Annotated in this window: 18 protein-coding genes and 1 tRNA gene; 12 read left to right on the top strand and 7 right to left on the bottom strand. The window is 69.4% G+C overall.

The genetic code is table 11. The features are described 5' to 3' along the window. Positions 1-28: 28 nt before the first annotated feature. Positions 29-1291 (bottom strand): MFS transporter, encoded by a 1263-nt coding sequence (locus Dsi01nite_RS52465; RefSeq protein WP_239137090.1) that lies wholly within the window; start codon positions 1289-1291, stop codon positions 29-31. A gap of 160 nt (positions 1292-1451) precedes the next feature. On the opposite strand from Dsi01nite_RS52465, the gene Dsi01nite_RS52460 reads away from it, so the two are divergent. Then, positions 1452-2327 (top strand): LysR family transcriptional regulator, encoded by an 876-nt coding sequence (locus Dsi01nite_RS52460; protein WP_203854031.1) that lies wholly within the window; start codon positions 1452-1454, stop codon positions 2325-2327. A 318-nt stretch (positions 2328-2645) separates the two neighbouring features. Here the strand turns inward: Dsi01nite_RS52460 and Dsi01nite_RS52455 are convergent, their stop codons facing one another. Together Dsi01nite_RS52455 and Dsi01nite_RS52450 are read right to left on the bottom strand one after the other, a co-directional pair. Continuing rightward, positions 2646-3671 (bottom strand): hypothetical protein, encoded by a 1026-nt coding sequence (locus Dsi01nite_RS52455; RefSeq protein ID WP_203854030.1) that lies wholly within the window; start codon positions 3669-3671, stop codon positions 2646-2648. Beyond that, a complete protein-coding gene (locus Dsi01nite_RS52450) occupies positions 3668-4156 on the bottom strand; it encodes a SigE family RNA polymerase sigma factor (protein ID WP_203854029.1) in 489 nt (162 codons plus the stop codon). The genes Dsi01nite_RS52455 and Dsi01nite_RS52450 overlap by 4 nt, the downstream gene beginning before the upstream one ends. A gap of 563 nt (positions 4157-4719) precedes the next feature. On the opposite strand from Dsi01nite_RS52450, the gene Dsi01nite_RS52445 reads away from it, so the two are divergent. Then, a tRNA-OTHER gene (locus Dsi01nite_RS52445) sits at positions 4720-4847 on the top strand. Between the two features lie 200 nt (positions 4848-5047). Here Dsi01nite_RS52445 and Dsi01nite_RS52440 read toward each other — a convergent pair. Further along, a complete protein-coding gene (locus Dsi01nite_RS52440) occupies positions 5048-6025 on the bottom strand; it encodes a hypothetical protein (RefSeq protein WP_203854028.1) in 978 nt (325 codons plus the stop codon). Between the two features lie 221 nt (positions 6026-6246). Here Dsi01nite_RS52440 and Dsi01nite_RS52435 point away from each other — a divergent pair, with 221 nt between their 5' ends. Next, a complete protein-coding gene (locus Dsi01nite_RS52435) occupies positions 6247-6483 on the top strand; it encodes a hypothetical protein (RefSeq protein ID WP_203854027.1) in 237 nt (78 codons plus the stop codon). A 235-nt stretch (positions 6484-6718) separates the two neighbouring features. On the opposite strand, the gene Dsi01nite_RS52430 is transcribed toward Dsi01nite_RS52435, so the two are convergent. After that, positions 6719-7345, bottom strand: coding sequence for a hypothetical protein (locus Dsi01nite_RS52430; protein WP_203854026.1), 627 nt, complete (start codon positions 7343-7345; stop codon positions 6719-6721). Between the two features lie 408 nt (positions 7346-7753). Here Dsi01nite_RS52430 and Dsi01nite_RS52425 point away from each other — a divergent pair, with 408 nt between their 5' ends. Continuing rightward, on the top strand, positions 7754-7927 hold the full coding sequence (locus tag Dsi01nite_RS52425) for a hypothetical protein (RefSeq protein ID WP_203854025.1): 174 nt from the start codon (positions 7754-7756) through the stop codon (positions 7925-7927). Between the two features lie 97 nt (positions 7928-8024). Here Dsi01nite_RS52425 and Dsi01nite_RS52420 read toward each other — a convergent pair whose 3' ends face one another. Next, on the bottom strand, positions 8025-8390 hold the full coding sequence (locus Dsi01nite_RS52420) for a hypothetical protein (protein ID WP_203854024.1): 366 nt from the start codon (positions 8388-8390) through the stop codon (positions 8025-8027). A 140-nt stretch (positions 8391-8530) separates the two neighbouring features. Here Dsi01nite_RS52420 and Dsi01nite_RS52415 point away from each other — a divergent pair, with 140 nt between their 5' ends. The 8 genes from Dsi01nite_RS52415 to Dsi01nite_RS52380 all read left to right on the top strand — a co-directional run bounded on the left by Dsi01nite_RS52415 (position 8531) and on the right by Dsi01nite_RS52380 (position 14600). Beyond that, positions 8531-9412, top strand: coding sequence for a LysR family transcriptional regulator (locus Dsi01nite_RS52415; protein WP_203854023.1), 882 nt, complete (start codon positions 8531-8533; stop codon positions 9410-9412). A gap of 118 nt (positions 9413-9530) precedes the next feature. Next, on the top strand, positions 9531-9881 hold the full coding sequence (locus tag Dsi01nite_RS52410) for a DoxX family protein (RefSeq protein ID WP_203854022.1): 351 nt from the start codon (positions 9531-9533) through the stop codon (positions 9879-9881). Between the two features lie 50 nt (positions 9882-9931). Beyond that, positions 9932-10300 (top strand): DoxX family protein, encoded by a 369-nt coding sequence (locus tag Dsi01nite_RS52405; protein WP_203854021.1) that lies wholly within the window; start codon positions 9932-9934, stop codon positions 10298-10300. 128 nt (positions 10301-10428) lie between these two features. Further along, positions 10429-11169, top strand: a complete 741-nt coding sequence (locus tag Dsi01nite_RS52400) for a hypothetical protein (protein WP_203854020.1) — start codon at positions 10429-10431, stop codon at positions 11167-11169. Positions 11170-11397: 228 nt separating this feature from the next. After that, a complete protein-coding gene (locus Dsi01nite_RS52395; protein WP_239137088.1) occupies positions 11398-11886 on the top strand; it encodes a SigE family RNA polymerase sigma factor in 489 nt (162 codons plus the stop codon). Further along, the gene (locus Dsi01nite_RS52390) at positions 11883-13067 is read left to right on the top strand and encodes a hypothetical protein (protein ID WP_203854018.1); all 1185 of its coding nucleotides are present in this window, start codon (positions 11883-11885) and stop codon (positions 13065-13067) included. Before Dsi01nite_RS52395 ends, Dsi01nite_RS52390 begins: the two co-directional genes overlap by 4 nt. 149 nt (positions 13068-13216) lie before the next feature. After that, positions 13217-13789 (top strand): GNAT family N-acetyltransferase, encoded by a 573-nt coding sequence (locus tag Dsi01nite_RS52385; RefSeq protein ID WP_203854017.1) that lies wholly within the window; start codon positions 13217-13219, stop codon positions 13787-13789. A 49-nt stretch (positions 13790-13838) separates the two neighbouring features. Next, the gene (locus Dsi01nite_RS52380; protein ID WP_203854016.1) at positions 13839-14600 is read left to right on the top strand and encodes an arginase family protein; all 762 of its coding nucleotides are present in this window, start codon (positions 13839-13841) and stop codon (positions 14598-14600) included. Between the two features lie 142 nt (positions 14601-14742). Here Dsi01nite_RS52380 and Dsi01nite_RS52375 read toward each other — a convergent pair whose 3' ends face one another. Next, entirely contained in the window at positions 14743-16905 is a 2163-nt protein-coding gene (locus Dsi01nite_RS52375) for a LamG-like jellyroll fold domain-containing protein (RefSeq protein WP_203854015.1), read from the bottom strand. Between the last annotated feature and the right edge of the window lie 390 nt (positions 16906-17295).

Here is a 17295-nt window from a genome sequence, read left to right as displayed (position 1 = left end):
CCGATCGCTGAGGCGAGCTGCTGGATCCTCAGGGAGACGTGGCGGCGTTGCGCAGTGCCGTCTCGACCCGGCGGTTGCTGGTCATGGTGGCCGTGACGGCGGTCATGGCCAGGAGCAGGCCGGCGGCGGCGTAGAGCGGGGTGCGCAGGTCGTAGGCGGTGGCCAGCCAGCCGCCGAGGAACGCGCCGAACGGGGCGGCGCACATGGCGAGCATGCGGGAGGTGGAGGCGACCCGGCCCATCAGGTGTGCCGGGACGATCGCCTGCCGGAGGGAGGGCGCGAGCACCATCGTGGCGCCCATCCCCGCCCCGCAGACGGCGAGTGCGAGCCCGGCCACGTACGGGTTCGGGGCGGCGGCCAGTCCCAGGATGGCCAGACCCTCGACCGCGGCCGTGCAGGTCAGTGCGGTGCCGGTGCCGAGCCGCCGGCCGAGGAACGAGGCGACGCCCGCGCCGAGCAGACCTCCGGCGGCCTCCGCGGTGAGGAGCAGCCCGAAGCCGAAAGCGCCCATGCCGAGGCGCTCATGGGTGAAGAGGGCGAGGACGGTCTCCACGGCAAGGAAGGCGACGTTGCCGACCGCCGGACGCAGCGCGAGCCCGAGCAGCAGCCGGTCCCGCAAGACGTACGAGGCTCCGGCCCGCGCTTGGCGCAGCAGTGACTCGCGGGCGACCGCTGCCGGCCGCGGCACCGCGGGCAGCGACCGCACGAGCAGTGCGGAAAGCACGAACGACACCATGTCGGCGAGCAGCGGAACCGCCCGTCCGAGCGTGAGCAGCGCGCTGCCCGCAGGTGGCCCGGCGAAGCCGGACGCGGCGGTCTGGGTGCTACGCAGGCGGGCGTTGGCGCGTTCCAGGAGTGCGGGGTCGCGGCGGAGCAGATCCGGCAGGTAGGCCGTCGCGGCCGTGTCGAAGAAGAGCCCGCCGAGGGCGAGCAGGAACGCGACGGCCGCGAGCAGTGGAATGCTCAGGACGTCGAGCGCCGCCGCGGCCACCGGCACCGCGAGCAGCACCGCACGCATCGTGTCCGCGACCCACATCGTGCGCCGGCGGTCCCACCGGTCCACCAGCGCGCCGCCGAGCACTCCGAACAGCAGCCAGGGCAGCGTCCCGGCCGCCGTGACGACCGCGAGGGCCATCGGATCCCGGGTCAGGGTCAATGCCAGCAGCGGCAGCGCGGCATGCGTCACCCCGTCACCGAGCGAGGACACCGTCTGCGCGGTCCACAGCCGCCCGAACCCGGTGGGCAACTTCGCCACGTCATGCATCGGATGCTCGATCAAGGTTTCGCTCATGGACGCACCATCGCCCCGCCACCGGCGCGGAACAACGCAAAAGATCGAACCGCCGCTTAAGCCACCGGTTATCGTTCGGCATCGACGCCGTAAACTTCCCCGATCACGCAGTTCAGGGGCACGATCCGGACGCGCGGGTGACCGGAGGGGAGGCGGCCTGGTGGAGCTGCGCGACATCGAGATCTTCCTGACTCTGGCCGAGGAGCTGCATTTCGGGCGTACGGCCGAACGCCTCCGCGTGTCCCCGGCGCGGGTCAGCCAGTCGATCAAACAGCAGGAGCGCCGGATCGGCGGTGCCCTGTTCGAGCGGACCAGCCGCACCGTCCGGCTCACCCCGCTCGGCGAGCGGCTGCACGACCGGCTCGGCGCGGGCTACCGCGAGATCATGGCCGGCATCGACGAGGCCACCGCCGCCGCCCGCGGACAGGTCGGCACCCTGACCATCGGCACCTACGACACCCACCACCGGGAGATCGCCGCCGTCCTCGACCTGTTCCGGCAGCGGCATCCGCAGTGCGAGCTGCGCATGCGTGAGATCCTCCCCTCCGACCCGTTCGGTGGGCTGCGCGCGGGCCGGGTCGACATCGGCCTGCTCTGGCTGCCCGTCCGCGAGCCCGACCTCACCGTCGGGCCGCAGCTGTACACCGAGCGGCTGGTGCTGGCCGTCTCCGCCGCTCATCCGCTGGCCGGCCGGGACCGGGTCGAGATGGAGGACCTCGGCGATCATCCGGTGGTGGACCTGGAGGGCCCCGTCCCGGACTATGTGTGGCACTCGCACACCCCGGCCGTGACCCCGTCCGGGCGGCCCATCCGGCGCGGCACCACCGCGGCCACCCTCGAGGAGGCCCTCACGGCGATCGGCGCCGGCAGCGTCGTGTCCCCCGTCGGGTCCTACGCGGCCGCCTCCCGGCAGCGTCACGACCTCGCATTCGTGCCCATCACCGACGGCCCGGTCCTGCGGTACGCCCCGGTGTGGCGCAGCGCCGCAGAGACCACACTGGTCCGCGCCTTCGTCCACGCCGCCGGGGGTGGCTGACCCGTCGGCATCATCACCGTAGGGCCGCCCCGCATCCCGCACACACGACACCGCACGCCTTGAGAAACCGAACTACATCCTCGCCGCGTACTCGGCCTCGGGCACATAACTACGGCTCACGACCTTGCCGAGTCTGTCGCCAGATCAGTCCTCGCCCATCTGTGAGAGCCACCCCGCCGGTCACCTCGACCCAGCCTGGGCCGGGCTGCGGTCGTACCATCAGTAGATAAGGAGCCGATGTGCGTGCCTCGGCCTATGTCGTGACGAGGACGTGTTTCCGGTAGGGCCACGTGCCCGCCGGGTGGTCGGGCCTGAACCTCAACGTCCACCGATCCAGCTCATGTCCGGCCATGGTCCGAACTCAAACTCCTCGATGATCCGGATCAGGGTGGGCATGACCTGTTCGTCGCCGGGTCCATCGACGAGTTGGGCGGACACCTCGACGCCGTCGGGCAGGGTCAGGAAGAGCTGTCTCATCGCCGGCACCTGCCAGCCGCTCCAGTCGCGGATGCGGACCGGTTCGCTGGTGAACGTGTTCGCCAGGCGCATCTCAGCGCTGGTCCCCATGCTGATGATGAGCTGCCGTCCGCCGGTGCCGCTCACCCTCACATCCTGGACCCAGTCGGTGCCGGCAAATCCGTGTGCCAGCCGCCAGGGCGCGGCAGCAAGGTCAAGCGGCAGCCAGCCGAAGCGCGGGCCGACCGAGGTGACCCCCGGATCCGGCCGCACTGAGCGCGCGACCCGGACGGCCAGGTGCTGTTGGGCGTCCGCGCCATCATCGGTGTGTACGCTGATCAACAGCTGCGGCTGGCCAGGCGGCTGCCAGGTGAGGAACGTGCCGAGAGCCTGATCGCCGACCTGGACGAGCTCGCCCGGCACCCCATTGACGTCGATCGTTGTCAGTGGACCGTTCGGCCGATCGGGATCGAGCGATGAATGCCAGCCGACCATCAACGAGATCCCCTGGCTCATGTCGCCTGTCTGCCAGCCCCGCGAGACCACGGGCGCCTGCGTCCCCTCCACGACGACGCCACGTTGCCCTTCGCCGTACCCACGGGGCAGCCATGTCGGACGGAAGCGCAGGGGAACCTCCAGCCAGCCGCCGCCGGGACCGGCGTGCAGCACCGGGAACCTCGACTCCGGCGGCCGGGTGAAGCGCCACACTCCAGCCGCCGCGACGCCGGTGGCGGCCGCGACCGTGCCGGCGCCGGCGAGCCGCAGGACCAGCCGGCGCTGGCGGTGCCGGCGCGCACGAACGGCCAGCGAAGCGTGGATCCGCTCCGGTGGCGGGGCCTCGTCGGCGAGGGCGGCGAAGGCGCTACGGATGGCATCGGCGTCGATCATTTGTCCTCCAGTACTGGTTGCGTCGCCGCCATCTCACGCAGTTTGGCCAGCGCACGCGACGCTTGACTCCGCACCGTCCCCTCGGTGCAGTCCAGTAACGCGGCAATGTCGGCGTCGGACATGTCCTCGTAGAAGCGCAGCGCGATCACGAGGCGCTGACGGACCGGGAGGGTACGGATCACCTGCAGGATCGCCTCACGCAGCACGATCACGTCGACGTCATTCCGGGCCGGTGCCGGCCATTGGGCCCGTTCCCGGCGGAGGGCGGCAGCTACCCGCCGCCGGGCGGACAGCAGCTCATTCACGATCATCTTGCGCAGGTACGCGTCCGGTGCGTCCAACTCGCAGATCCGCGCCCACTTCGGCTGCGCCTTGATGAGGACGTCCTGGACGACATCCTCAGCCACGTGCGGATCGCCGGCCAGCACCGTCGCCTGCCGCAGCAGCGCCGGCAACCGCGCCGCCACGTACTCCTCGAATGTCAACTCGCCTCCCTGCTCGCCCCTAACACGAAGCTGGGCGCCACCCGTGTTGCACGACAAGGCGGAATAATCGCGGCCTACGGCCGACCGGAACTCTGCTCACCGTCGGCGCTGGGCCGCGTCCGGCCACGCATACCGCGCTGGAGGCCATCCTCTTCGGCCGCTGTCACGGCGCGGACGTCCACCTGCGGTCCGTCACCGGCTGTAGCAACGTGCCGATGGCGTGAGCGGCCGGCCATGCCGAGGCCTCGTTACGACAATTTCCAGGCCGGGTGGTGCTCGTGGGATGTATGGTGCGGGCCGTTGAAATTCGGCTGGCGGCGACCGAGGACGGTTCTACGGGTGACCGGCCCGGCTGAGCCGAGGACGATCCCCACCATCCGGCAGCATCGCCGCAGTGCCCATTGGCTCTGATGGTGACGTAACGCCCAACCGCGTGCTCCGTCCGACGGACTCGACGGAGCACGCGGCGGCAAAGATCGACCGTCCGGATCCGCCGCCGACAGCGCTCGACGCCGTCGAGAAACCTGTCTGCGTGGGCGGCGAGATCGAACCATACTGCGTCTGGACCGGTGGCAGAGCCGGGTTATTGCAGCGCTCAGAGTCGAAGGCCGGGCACGTACGGGCGGCTCGAAGGTGCGTGGGGCCGCTGGCGTGCCATGCCCCACCGGGGGTTCGAATCCCCTCCGGTCCGACAACATCCTGATTCGCCGCTCTCCGATCGCCATCCTGCTGGGACTGGCGGGTGTCGAATTCTGGGTGTTGAACGGATCTAGGCTCACGGGTATCGCCCGCTGGTACCCCCGGCTGTGGACGCTGTTCGGCGAGGCTTGGACCGAGTAGAAACCCAACCTGCACGCACTCGCGGATACCAAGTTCATCCGGCCCTGATCATTATTCGGTTCTGATCGTGATCTGGATCGCCACGAGTTCGCCGTCGCTGCCGATCTCGGCATGGGCCGGGAAGAAGCCGTCGCCGGCAGAGGTCATCGCGAACATGATGTCCGCGCCGCCGACCTGGATGGTGGCGGCTTCGTGCTCGGCCGCACGCACGCCCGCCATCACCTGCCAGTGGTGGGAGTGCGGCCGGAAGTCGAAGGCGAAGCGTCGACCCGCTGAGCTGTTGCGATGCGCGTCCAGGGCGACTGCCCTGCTGTACGCCTCGCGGATCGGAACGTCGAGCCAGCCGAAGCCGTCAGCGCCGACCCGGCTCGCGCCGAACTCGGCTGCCACCGCTTCCTCGTCCCGGCCCCAGAAGACGACATCCGCCATGCCGTCCATCGCGTCCTCGTGCACCCATGCGTTCAACGCATCAGCATCGGCGAAGACGAGCCGGGCGTTGTCGACACCGATTCGACCAAGTTCGCGCCGCTGCGCCGCTGGGCCGGCGCTGACCTCGAGGCGGATGTGTCGCCAACCCCAGTCCTCCTCAGGCGATGCGGTGACCCGCACCGGCCGGTCGGTCGGCACCCCACCGATCACGATCACCGGCACGCCACTGACCAGAAAGCTCGGCTCGCCACCAGCGACAGCCCGCCGTACCCGTTCGCGGTGCGGGACCTGGCCCTCGAAGCGCCGTAACGCAGCCGAGTAGCGATGCTCGCGACAGTGCTCATCGAACAGTGCGGTGAAATCCGCGGCGCTGCGCTCCGGAATGTCGTACAGGGTGCGGCCGACCTGCCGATCGAACGATCGCGCGGCCGTCTCCGCGTCGGCCCCGACGATCTCGAAGTCGACCCCCGGCGGAATGTCGTCGGGACGCTGTTGCTCGGGCGCACGGTCGCCGGACCACAAACCCAGGTACCCGCCGTCCATAAGGACCAACTCACCCGACGGGCAGGTGATCGCTCCCAGCGTCACGATCTTCGTCACGTCCCGAAGCATAGGAGCCCTCAACGCCTGCCCGCGACGCCAGGTAGGGCGTCCGCACAACCGTCGACGACCTTGATCGCTTTTCCGCTCATAGCCGCAATCCGGCCGGCGTCAGGTGCTGTAGGTTCACCGCCATGCGATCCAGGGTTCTGCTGGTGTGCCTAGGTCTCTTCATCGCTGCGATCGGGAACGGGCTGGTGGACGGCGCTACCTTCGCGGCGGTGCGAATGGCAGGCGGCGGGCGAGGGTGCGATGTCGACCTTGACACCGGCGGGCGGGGTACGGTGCTGTTCGCGATGGTGCTGACCTATCTGGCCGCGCACGTCGTGCTCGGCGGCCTCGCCGCTGGGTTGTCCGCGATCACGCGGCCGGCCGACGCGTACTGGGCGGCGCTCGGTGGTGGGTGGGTCGTTCTCGCCGCCGTCTCGGTCGCCTCAGCGTTCTATCCGGGTTGCTGAGGTTAGCCGGGGCATGGGCGCCGCCACCGCTTGACCCGCACCGGGACGGTCTGCGCTCGGTCACCGACGCGAGCAAAGTGACGTGCGCGCATCGATCCGCGAGCGAACGTCGCCGTGATCATGGCGTCCAGATCGAGCCGCGATCCGCTGCAGCGGCGTCATCCGGTTGGTCGATCTTGGCTTCCGCTCGTGTAGCCGCGAGGTGCGCGAGTGTGCAGGCTGGTGGACGGCGGGCTCACGCCTCATCCAAATGTCGCGCAGGGTTGCTGACGCTCGCACGAGGCAGACCCAAGCTGTCGAGAAGACCGAAGTACGCGTCCTCGGCGAAGACATATCGCGTCCCTGGAAGGCTCAGTCGTGCCGCGAGCCCCGGCCGGCGTGCCGTGCGCAGGATCTGTCCGATTGCCCCGGCCTGGACCGTGTACCCCGCTTCAGCCGCCCAGCCGATCGCATGCCGCACGGCCTCGGCGGGCGGACAGCCGAACGCGGCGATCGTTTCGTCGGCCCGGCGCCGCGCAGCCGCGTGAGGCATCCCGTTCATCACGTGGTGTTCGCGTTCAAACGCATGCGCGGTGCCTCGATCAAGCCAGACGCCCCACCGGTCACCGGACGGACTTGCCGCGACCACTTGACCGTAGTCGCTGTCGGCGATGTACGCGGCGATCACCGGGCTCGACGAAGCGGCGACCAGGTCCAGCAGAACATCAAGCCCTCGTCCGAGCACGTTGTCAGGCACGTCGTAGACCCGCCAACCGTCACCGCGAGCAGCGCCTTCATGCGTGCGGACAGCCGCGTCGAGATCCTGCAGCGCCGTCGGCGTCCGACTGCCGCGAACCGCGATGAGCGTGCCCCAATAGCCCATGCCCCACCCTCCGTCGGCGGCGACGACCAGATCACAGGACTGTAGACGGCGTCCGCTTCTGCTTGATATGCAGGTAATCCTGGTTCACCTTCAGTGTGTTGACGCTGGTAGGTCGGGCAGAGAGGGGTTCCTGTATGTCGTGGGGTGCTCTGCGGCTGTTTCGGTCGCGGGACGCGGCCGGCGATCTTGTTGTCCGGTTCGGGGTGGCGTTGCTGGACGCGTATCTGGAGTTTCTGGCGGTGCGGTCCCGACCGAACACGGTCGCGGCGGTCGCGTATGACCTGAAGGTGTTCTTCACCGTGGTTGGCAAGTCGCCGCGGAGGGTGCTCGCTGATCCCGAATTCCTGACACACCCCCGTGGCAGAATCCCGGCATGCGTTGTGACGTCTGCGCGTCGCCGATGGCCCGGTGGGATCTGCCGAGCTGTACTGGTGCGCGCCGAGCGTGGAGAGCTTCGCCTACCGGTTCCTGATCGAAGGGACGCTCATCCGGGCGATCCGCGAGCGGCAGCCGGCCGCTGAACTCACCCCAGAGGCGCTGACCTACCTGGCCCATTACCTGCCGGTCTCTCCCCACACCTGACACCGGAGACCGCAGGAACGCGGGCCGGGCCATCAGCCGATTCCGCTACGGGATCGCCGGCCTTCCGGGCGTGGGTTCCGAATGTCACCCTCCCACGCTACGAGCCGGCGTGCCATTGGAGCGCCTCCGCTGTCGTGGTGGTCGCCGGCGAGTGGCGCGATCGGTGGTCCCGCATCGCCGCTGGCTGTTGTTGTGTCATGCTGCGCCCGTTGGCCACGAGCAGCTGGAGGGCCTGATGGTTCGGCCGGCAACGGTTCCCGCAACGCTCGCCGAAACGCTCACCGCGGGCATCGCCGATGAAGTCGCGGCGGTCTACGGCGACCAGGTCGTGTTTCCCGCTCAGGTCGTCGTGGACGATCCCCGTGACGGGCAGCGGCTCTTTCCTGGGTGGCCGGCACCGGTGCTCGTGCTCGATGCCGGCGTACTCGCGGTTTGGCGAGGCTTGGACCGAGGAGAAACCCAACCTGCACTCACTCGCGGATACAGAAGTCCTGTTCCGGTAAGCGGATCTGTCGATGAGCGGCCGCGCCCCGCTGGAGAGCCGACCTGGGCGCCGACGATAAACTGCCCGTCTGACAGCAGGTCGAACGGGCGGGAGGCGGGGTGGAGCTACGCGACATTGAGATCTTCTTGACGCTCGCAGAAGAACTGCATTTCGGTCGTACCGCCGAGCGGTTGCACATCTCGCGAGCTCGCGTGAGTCAGTCCATCAAAGCCCAGGAGCGGCGCATTGGTGCCGCCCTGTTCGATCGCACGAGCCGCACGGTCCAGCTGTCGCCGATCGGTGTCGAACTGCGCGACCGTCTGCGGCCCGCGTACGAGCAGCTGGCTGAGGGTATCGCGGCGGTGACCGCCCTGGCGCAGGGCACTCGGCGCAGACTCACGTTGGGCACGATGGGAGCGATCGCGCAGACGCTCAGCGCCGCCACCGAAGCCTTCCACGTGCGGCACCCGGGTGTCGAACTGCGGTTCACGGAGATCCACCCGCCCGACCCGTTTGGCTTGCTGCGCGCGGGAGAGGTCGACGTCGGGGTGCTGTGGCTGCCGGTCCACGAGCCGGACCTCACCGTCGGCCCAGTGATACGCAGCGTCCCGGTTCGCGCCATGATGGCCCGCGGACACCCGCTCGCCACTCGGACGTCGATCAGCCTCGAAGACCTCGCCGAACACGCCGTGGTTGGGCCGCGGGGGCCGATACCGCGGTACATGGAAGACAGCCTCGTTCCGTTCTTCACCCCCAGCGGACGCCCCATCCCTCGGGGGCCGCTGGTCAGCACCTTCCAGGAGGTGCTCACCGCGGTCGCGAGCGGCGCCTCGGTGGCATTGACGCAGGCGGAGGCGGCCGACTACTACCAGTGGCCAGAAATCGTCTACGTCCCGATTGCCGATGCTCCATTGTCGCGGTGGGCGCTGGTCTGGCGTACGGCGACGGAAACCAGCCTGATCCGCGACTTCGCGCACGTTGTCGCCGACACCTATCGGTAAGTCAACGTGAACGGTCGTTGCCGACATCGCTGTTGATCAACTCGGTCCGGTGGCCGAGGCTTCGGGAGCGCCATGGCCAGCCTGGCCAGGCCTCACCTGCCGCCCCGAAAGGCCACCGATGTTCGTCGCGTACGTCGCGCTCACCATCCTCGCCGCACTGTTCTCCGGCTCCGCCGCCGTCGTCTATCTGATCGGCCACCCCTTTCCGAAGGCCCAGCTGCGGATGAAAGGGTTGCCGCAGTGGTGGGGACCGGTGCTGGGCGGCTTGCTCGCAGCGGGTACGGCCGGGCTCCTCGCCGGATTCGTCTGGCCGGTGCTCGGCCTGTTCGCCGCCGGGGGCCTGGTGCTCTATTTCGTCGGCGCGCTCGTCGCCCACCTGCGCGTGGGTTCCCGCGACCTGGCCAACTGGTCGCTGTTCTTTGCCGTAGATGTCGCCACATTCACAGTGGCCGTCATCTACCACGTCTGACATCAGCCCGGCCGTCGCACACCACTTCCTCAGCCGTACAAGGAGCCGCAATGCATGTGACCCTGTGGATCGTCGCCGGACTGCTGGCCGCCGCCTTCCTGGCCGGCGGTCTCATCAAGCTGACCCAGCCGAAGCAGAAGCTCGCCGCCGCCCCCGGCGGTGGATGGGTCCAGGATGTCGGCGGGGGCGTGGTCAAGGCCATCGGTGCGCTGGAAGTCGTCGCTGCGGCGGGCCTCGTGCTGCCCGCCGCGAGCGGCGTAGCGCCGATACTCGTGCCGCTGGCCGCGGTCGGCATCATCGTCCTGATGGTCGGAGCGATCATCGTTCACCTCCGCCGTCACGAACGGACCGTCATCATCGTGAACCTGACCTACATCGCCCTGGCCGCCCTCGTCGCATGGGGCCGTTTCGGGCCGTAGCGGCCACGAGATCGGTGAACGCGATGATCGCGGCCCGCTCACCAGCGGCACGGACACTACGCGCACGAGCCGGCGTGCCGCTGGAGCGCCTCCGCTGTCGTGGTGGTCGCCGGCGAGTGGCGCGATCGGTGGTCCCGCATCGCCGCTGGCTGTTGTTGTGTCATGCTGCGCCCGTTGGCCACGAGCAGCTGGAGGGCCTGATGGTTCGGCCGGCAACGGTTCCCGCAACGCTCGCCGAAACGCTCACCGCGGGCATCGCCGATGAAGTCGCGGCGGTCTACGGCGACCAGGTCGTGTTTCCCGCTCAGGTCGTCGTGGACGATCCCCGTGACGGGCAGCGGCTCTTTCCTGGGTGGCCGGCACCGGTGCTCGTCATCGCACGCGAGAACCAGGGAGTGGTCAGCTGGGGTGTACCGCTCGGCGATCCATCCCCGCCGGTGCTTGTGGGCGGTAACCTGGGCGATCCCACGCCGGACCGGATGGGGACACAGGTGTACGCGCCGAGTGTCGACGCGTTCGTCAGCGCTCGGCGATGGGATCAGTCGTGCCTGGCCGGGCAGCCGCTGGTCCAGGCCCAGGCCGACGTGCTCGATGCCGACGTACTCGCGGTGTTGCGGGCCGGATTCGGCGAGGTTGCCGCGACCGCGGGATGGCCCGGACACACGCAGTACCGCTTCGAAGGGCCAAACGTGCGGCTCATGTTGTGGTCAGGGTTGCACCAATGCGACTGGTGGTTGTCGGGCGCGGACCATGACGCGCTTGCCGACTGCGTCCCCCACCTGATGGCGTTGTCAAACCTGCGCGAGGCGTTCTGGTCCAGCGATCCCGGCGGCGACGCTGTGCTGAAGGACGTCCGAGCTGCCCGGTAGCGGTCCGCAACCAGCCGACGTGGTCGAATCGGGTCACGCAGATGGTGCGCCGCGGCTCGCGATCGGGATCGGCGCGGACGCCGTCATCCGCGACGACCTGTTCGCGCTGGACGGCAGACGGAAACACCTGTCGTCGAAGCCAACCTCGGACCCTGTTGCTGTCGTGTACCGAGGCGACACAGAGATTTTGGGGGGCCGGTGGACGATGAGGAAAGTTTTCGTGAGTTCGTGTCCGCACGGATCGGGCGGCTGTCGCGTATCGCGTTCCTGTTGACGGGCGAGCATCACGCGGCCGAGGACCTGGTGCAGGTGACGCTCATCAAGGTGGCCCGGCACTGGCGTCGGGTGATCCGCGGCGGCAATCCGGACGCCTACGTGCGGCGGGCGCTGTACCACGAGCACGTATCGTCCTGGCGCAGCCGGCGGCATCGGGAGGTGCTGGCCGCCGACCCGCCGGAGCGGCAGGCCGGACGGAACGAGTCCGTGGACGCGGTGCGCCGGATCGTGCTGCGCGACGCGCTCGCGAGGCTGGCACCGGGGCAGCGCGCGGTGATCGTGCTGCGCTACTTCGAGGACCTTTCCGAGGCCGACACCGCCGACGCGCTCGGCTGCACCGTGGGCTCGGTCAAGAGCCAGACCCATCATGCCCTCGGCCGGCTCCGTGTCGTGGCTCCCGAGCTGGCGGAACTCATCGAGGACGCGGAGGTCCCGGCATGACGATGCTCAAAGACATGCTGGACGACGCGGCGCAGGACGCACGTGTCTACGACGTGACCGACCAGGCGGTACGGGTGATCAGGCGCCGCCGCGCGATGGCCCGCCTGGTCCCGGTCGCGGCGGCCCTGCTCGTGGTCGCCGGGCTGGTCGGCGTCACCAGGCCGTTCGGTGGTGACGGCGGCGGTCAGGAGCCCTCAGCGTCCGCGGCAGGCCTGCCGCAGCGTCTCGTCCCGGAGAAGTCCCCGCCGGCGCTGCCCGAGGACCGCGGCGTCGGCTCGGCCGAGCTGGCCTTCGTGTCCGGCGACGACGTGGTGCTGCTGACCGCGGACGGCCGGCAGTACCGCGTGAACGCCTTGAGCGTGCAGGGCATCTCGCCGGACGGGCGGTGGCTGCTGGTCCTGCGGAGCTCCCAGGGGCCATGGGTGCTGCGGGACCTGACCGGCACCGGGCGGCAGGAGTTCGAGGGCGACACGACCTTCAGCGCCAGCTGGTCCCCGGACAGCCGGCGGCTGGTGGTCCAGACGTCGCGGAGGTCAGGTGTGACGTACCTGGTCGACCTCACCACCGGGGCCCGCAGCACGGTGCCGCTCGACCCGGCGCGGGCCGGCCGGGTGTGCGCGGTCCGCAACTCGGGCCAGCTGGTGCTGTGCTCCTCGGAGGAGGTGCCGTTCTCCGGGCTGCGTCTGGCGGACGGCACGACCGGCGCGGTCGTCCGCGAGATCACCGTGGCCGCCCTGGGCTTGGCGCCCACCGAGACCATGGCAGCGGGGCGCGGCATTCCACGCCTGGACATCGACGATCACACCGTGTTCATCCCGGTCCACGACTCGGCCGGGCCGGACGACACCCCCGCGTCGGCCCCGGCCGGGCATGACCGCAACGTCGTCCTCGCCGGGTTCGACCTGGACACCGGCCGGCTCACGCAACGGTACCCACTCCCCGACCGGATTCCCGGCGCCCAGCGCCCCCTCAACGGCGGCGTCGAGTACGGCCCGATGGACAACCGTGTTCTTCTGGGCTTCCACCCGGCCGGGGTACTCCTGGTGCACCTCACCGCGAGCAAGGGCGACCCGTTCGAGAGCGGTCCGGTGACCATCGAGCTGATCGCCCGCGACACCGGCGCCCTGCAGGTCGTCACCCTCACGTCGAGGCCGATCAGCGGGATCTGCTACCGCGGCTGATCGACGCCGGACGGCCGGACGGGACCGAAAGGTCCCGGCCGGCCGTCTTACGCCTGGGCACGGCGCCACTCATGCCGCCGTCTCCAACGTTGCCGAGAAGTGCGTGTGCGGGTGCGCGGTCACCACGTCATGGGAGGCAACATGGACCCATGTCCCTACCTGCTCCCACGCTGCAGACCGTTCGCCTGCGACTGCGTCCGTTCAACGACGCCGACGCGAACGCCCTCTTCGCGCTGCACAGCAGCGCCTACGTGCTGCGTTACTGGGACGCGCCGCCCTGGAGCGAGCGGGTGCGCGCCGAGCGGTTCATCGCGGCCTGCCGGCGGATGACAGAGGACGGCACCGGGACGCGGCTGGCCATGGACCGTGTTTCCGACGGGGCGTTCATCGGCTGGTGCAGCCTGACCCGGTGGAACCCGGACTACCGCAGCGCGTCGATGGGCTACTGCCTCGACGATGCGGCATGGGGCCACGGTTACGCGACCGAGGCCGCGCACGCTCTGCTGCGGTGGGCATTCGACACGTTGGACCTGAATCGGGTCCAGGCCGAGACCGATACGCGCAACGCTGCGTCTGCCCGCGTCCTGGAGAAGCTCGGATTCGTGCGTGAAGGGACGTTGCGTGAAGACTGCGTCGTGAACGGCGAGGTCTCGGACTCGTGGGTGTACGGGCTGATCAGGCGGGAGTGGCAGCCACCGTGCGAGGCAGTGCCAGCCCGCTGAGTCGGCGGACGGGCACCCTGGCCGGGGTTGTCCTCGTTATGGTGTGGGCGTGTCAGTCATCGGCGTTCCGTATCACCTCGACGAACACCTGCCGGACCTGGACTTCGCGCTGCGGCCCGGCGAGATCGTGACCGCGGAGCTGGCCGCCGGTGACCTGTGGGCGCGGCTCGCCCCGCTGTACTCGGCGGTCGCCGGCGCGGTGGCGGCGGCGGCCCCCGCGGGCGGCGGCGACACCCCGCTGGTGGTCGTGACGGGCGACTGTCTCACCGCGCTGGGGATTGTGGCTGGGCTTCAGCGCGCGGGCACGGATCCGGGCATCGTGTGGTTCGACGCCCACGGCGACGTGCAGACGCCGGAGACGACGACGTCCGGCTATCTGGCCGGCATGTCGCTGCGGATGCTGACGGGCTACCGGCCTGAACTGATCGCCGACCGGCTCGGCCTGCACGCTGTCCCAGAGCATCAGATGGTGCTGGCCGGCGCGCGGGATCTGGACCCGCCCGAGGCCGCCTACCTGGACGGGGCGCGGATCCGCCGGTGCGGAGTCGCGGACCTCACCACCGCGGAACTGCCGGACCGGCCGCTGTACGTCCACCTCGACATGGACGTCATCAGGCCGGCCGACCTGCCGGGCCTGCGCTTCCCGACACCAGGCGGCCCGTCCGCCGAGCAGGTCGCCGACGCGCTGCGGCTGCTGCTGAGCACCGGACGGGTCGCGGCCGTTGGCCTCGCCTGCAGCTGGTTGCCCGGGCACGGCGCAGCGGCGGCGATCGGCCCGCGGCTCGCGGCCGCGCTGGGAATCCAGCAGTAACCACGACCGGCCAACGCCGGCTTCCAATCGCGCGACCCAGGCCTACCTGCAGCGTCAGCACGAACGTGGGCCCCGGGAGAGATCCCGGGGCCCACGTCGTCATGTACACACGGGCGTGGATGCTGCCACTAGAACAGCGCGGTCACCGGCGACCCGAGTACAGCTGCGCCACGTGGTCGGCGGTGAGCTCGTAGCCGTACAGACGGAAGTCGTCGATCAGACCGTCGAACCGGGGGTCGCCCCAGCTCGTCCCGCCGATGAAGTTGGCCGTGGTGGTGCCGCCCACGCCCACATTGCCGATACCGATGGGGAAGTTGGTCCGGGTGCCCTGGAGCACGCCATTGAAGTAGATCTTGCCGGTCGAGCCGTTCATCGTGAACACCACGTGGGTCCACTGGTTGAGCGGCAGGTCCCGGCCGGAGCCGAGCGTGAGGCGCTCCTGTGCTGAGTTTCCCGCCGCCTTGAAGGTGGCCCCGAAGCCGGTGGTTCCGCTGTTCGTGCCCGACTGGAGCAGGAAGAACGTGTCCGTGCTGCTGCCGATCTGCAGCAGCGGCACCCAGTTCGGAAGGGTGTCCGGACGGGCCCAGAAGGACACCGCGAACTGGTTGGTCAGTCCGGCCTGGATGTTGTCGGGCAGCTTGACCTGGTTGCCCGAGTTGGCGGCGCCACCCGGCAGGTTGACTGCCGCACCGGACTTGCCGGCCGCGTTCCAGGACGTCGTGCCCTGCAGCGTGGCCGCACCGATGGACGTCTTCGTGCCCGAGTTCGCGGCGGTGGTGCCGGTGTTCTCGTTGAAGGTGTAGCGGACGGCGCTGCCTTCGTTGTACATCGCCGTCACCTCCGCACCGCTCAGCGTGGACGGGTACACCCGCACATCGTCGATCAGACCGTCGAACGCGGCGTCGCCGTAGCCGTTGCGGCCCAGCCAGTTGTTGGCTGTCGGGCCGATGCCGGTCATGGTGACGGTCAGGTCGTTGCGGCTCGCGATCGCCACGCCGTTGAGGTACAGCGTGCCGGTCGAGCCCTGCCGGGTGAAGGCCACGTGGTTCCACTGGCCGGCGACCACGTCCCGGACCGGCGTGGCGTAGACCCGCTCCTCGGGGCCGGTCTTCGCCTTGAAGGTGGCGGCGAGCCCGGTGTTGCCGTTTGCCTGGGTCTGCATCTGGATGTGGAAGTAGCTCCCGGCGGAGCCGAGCCCGTCGCCGATGTGGAACATGCTGGTCCAGTTGTTCTTGACATCGGGGCGCACCCAGAACCCGGTGGTGAAGTTCGCCGCGTTCTGCAGCAGGTTGTCCGGCAGGTCGACCGCGTTGGCGGTGCTGCCGCCGGGCAGGTTGATCGCCTTGCCGAGGATGCCGTTGGTGGACCAGCCGGTGGTGCCGGTCAGGACGGCCGCACCCACGCCACCGACGCTGCCGGTGTTGGCGGCGGTGGTACCCGTGCCTTCCTCGAACTCGTAGCGGACCGGGACGCCGGCCGGCGGTGCGGGCGGTGAGCAGTCGGCGCTCAGCAGACCGGCCGCGTAGGCGAGGCCGTTCTTCATCTGGGCCAGCATGTACGGCTCGGCGTAGGCCGTGCCCTCGTGCCCCATCGAGGTGTACCAGGACCGGCCGGAGTCGATCTTCTGGCACCAGGTGACCGGGTGCGGGGAGCCGTTGGCGCCGCCGCCGTAGGACGACTCGTCGGCCTCGATCAGGGTGCGGACGTTGGGTGCGGGGTTGACCACCCAGTCGTACCATTCGTCGCTGCGGGTGATCGAGGCGGTCACGCCCTGGACCAGCGGGTGGCTGGCGTTCGACACGAACACGCGGCCGGGCCGGACGCCCGGGTTCTCCGGGTGTCCCTCGGAGACGGCGCCGACGAGGCGGTAGTAGAACGGGTTGACGTCGTGCTCGCTCGTGCCGACCGACCATCCGGCGTAGTGCATGCCCATGTAGCCGCCGCCACCGCGGATGTACGCCTCGAGCGCGCTGCGCTGGGCCGCGTCGAACAGCACGCCACCGGTCTGCGCGAAGACGACGGTGTCCTTGGTGGCGAGGTTCGCGGTGGTGAAGGCCGCGGGGTCGTCGGTCTCCTGGATGTCGACCGGCTGGTTGTACTGCGTGCCGAGCTGGGTGGCCAGGTCACGCACGGCCTGCCGGGCCTGCACGTTGGAGGCGTGGAAGTTGGTCTTGTAGAACAGCAGCACGGTGAGCCGGCCGTCATCGCCCGGAGCCGCTAGAGCGCCGGTGCCGGTGGCAGCGAACGCGGCCGATCCGGCGAGCATGGCCAACGCGACGAACGCCGCACGCAGCGGGGTGAACACTCGCCCCCGCCATCGATCGGCATGTGCGGAGAGGGGAAGCGGGGAGGACCAGCGAGGCACCTTCATGAGACATCCTTTGGGGTTCGGCATGGCGGATACCACCACCGGAAGGATTGAACGTGAAACACTTCTTAACACAAATGAGAGAACTGCGTCTATATACTCGAACCAAAAACTATAGAGTTCCCATATGTGAACCAGCTCTGAATACCGATAGTGGAAGCGAGCCGATGCAGGTGGCCCCGAGCGCTCTCCGGGCATTGACCGGGTGGCCGGAAGTTTGCGGCTTTCTTGAGAATTCGGCGGTATTGACGCCCATGACCCGATGCGTACACTGTCCCAGTTGATCATGATGGGGTCTGGAGGACGCATGCGTGACGCTCAGGTAAG

It is taken from the genome of Dactylosporangium siamense (assembly GCF_016862795.1).
Taxonomy (GTDB): Bacteria; Actinomycetota; Actinomycetes; order Mycobacteriales; family Micromonosporaceae; genus Dactylosporangium; species Dactylosporangium siamense.
This window is presented reverse-complemented; position numbering and strand designations above follow the sequence as displayed.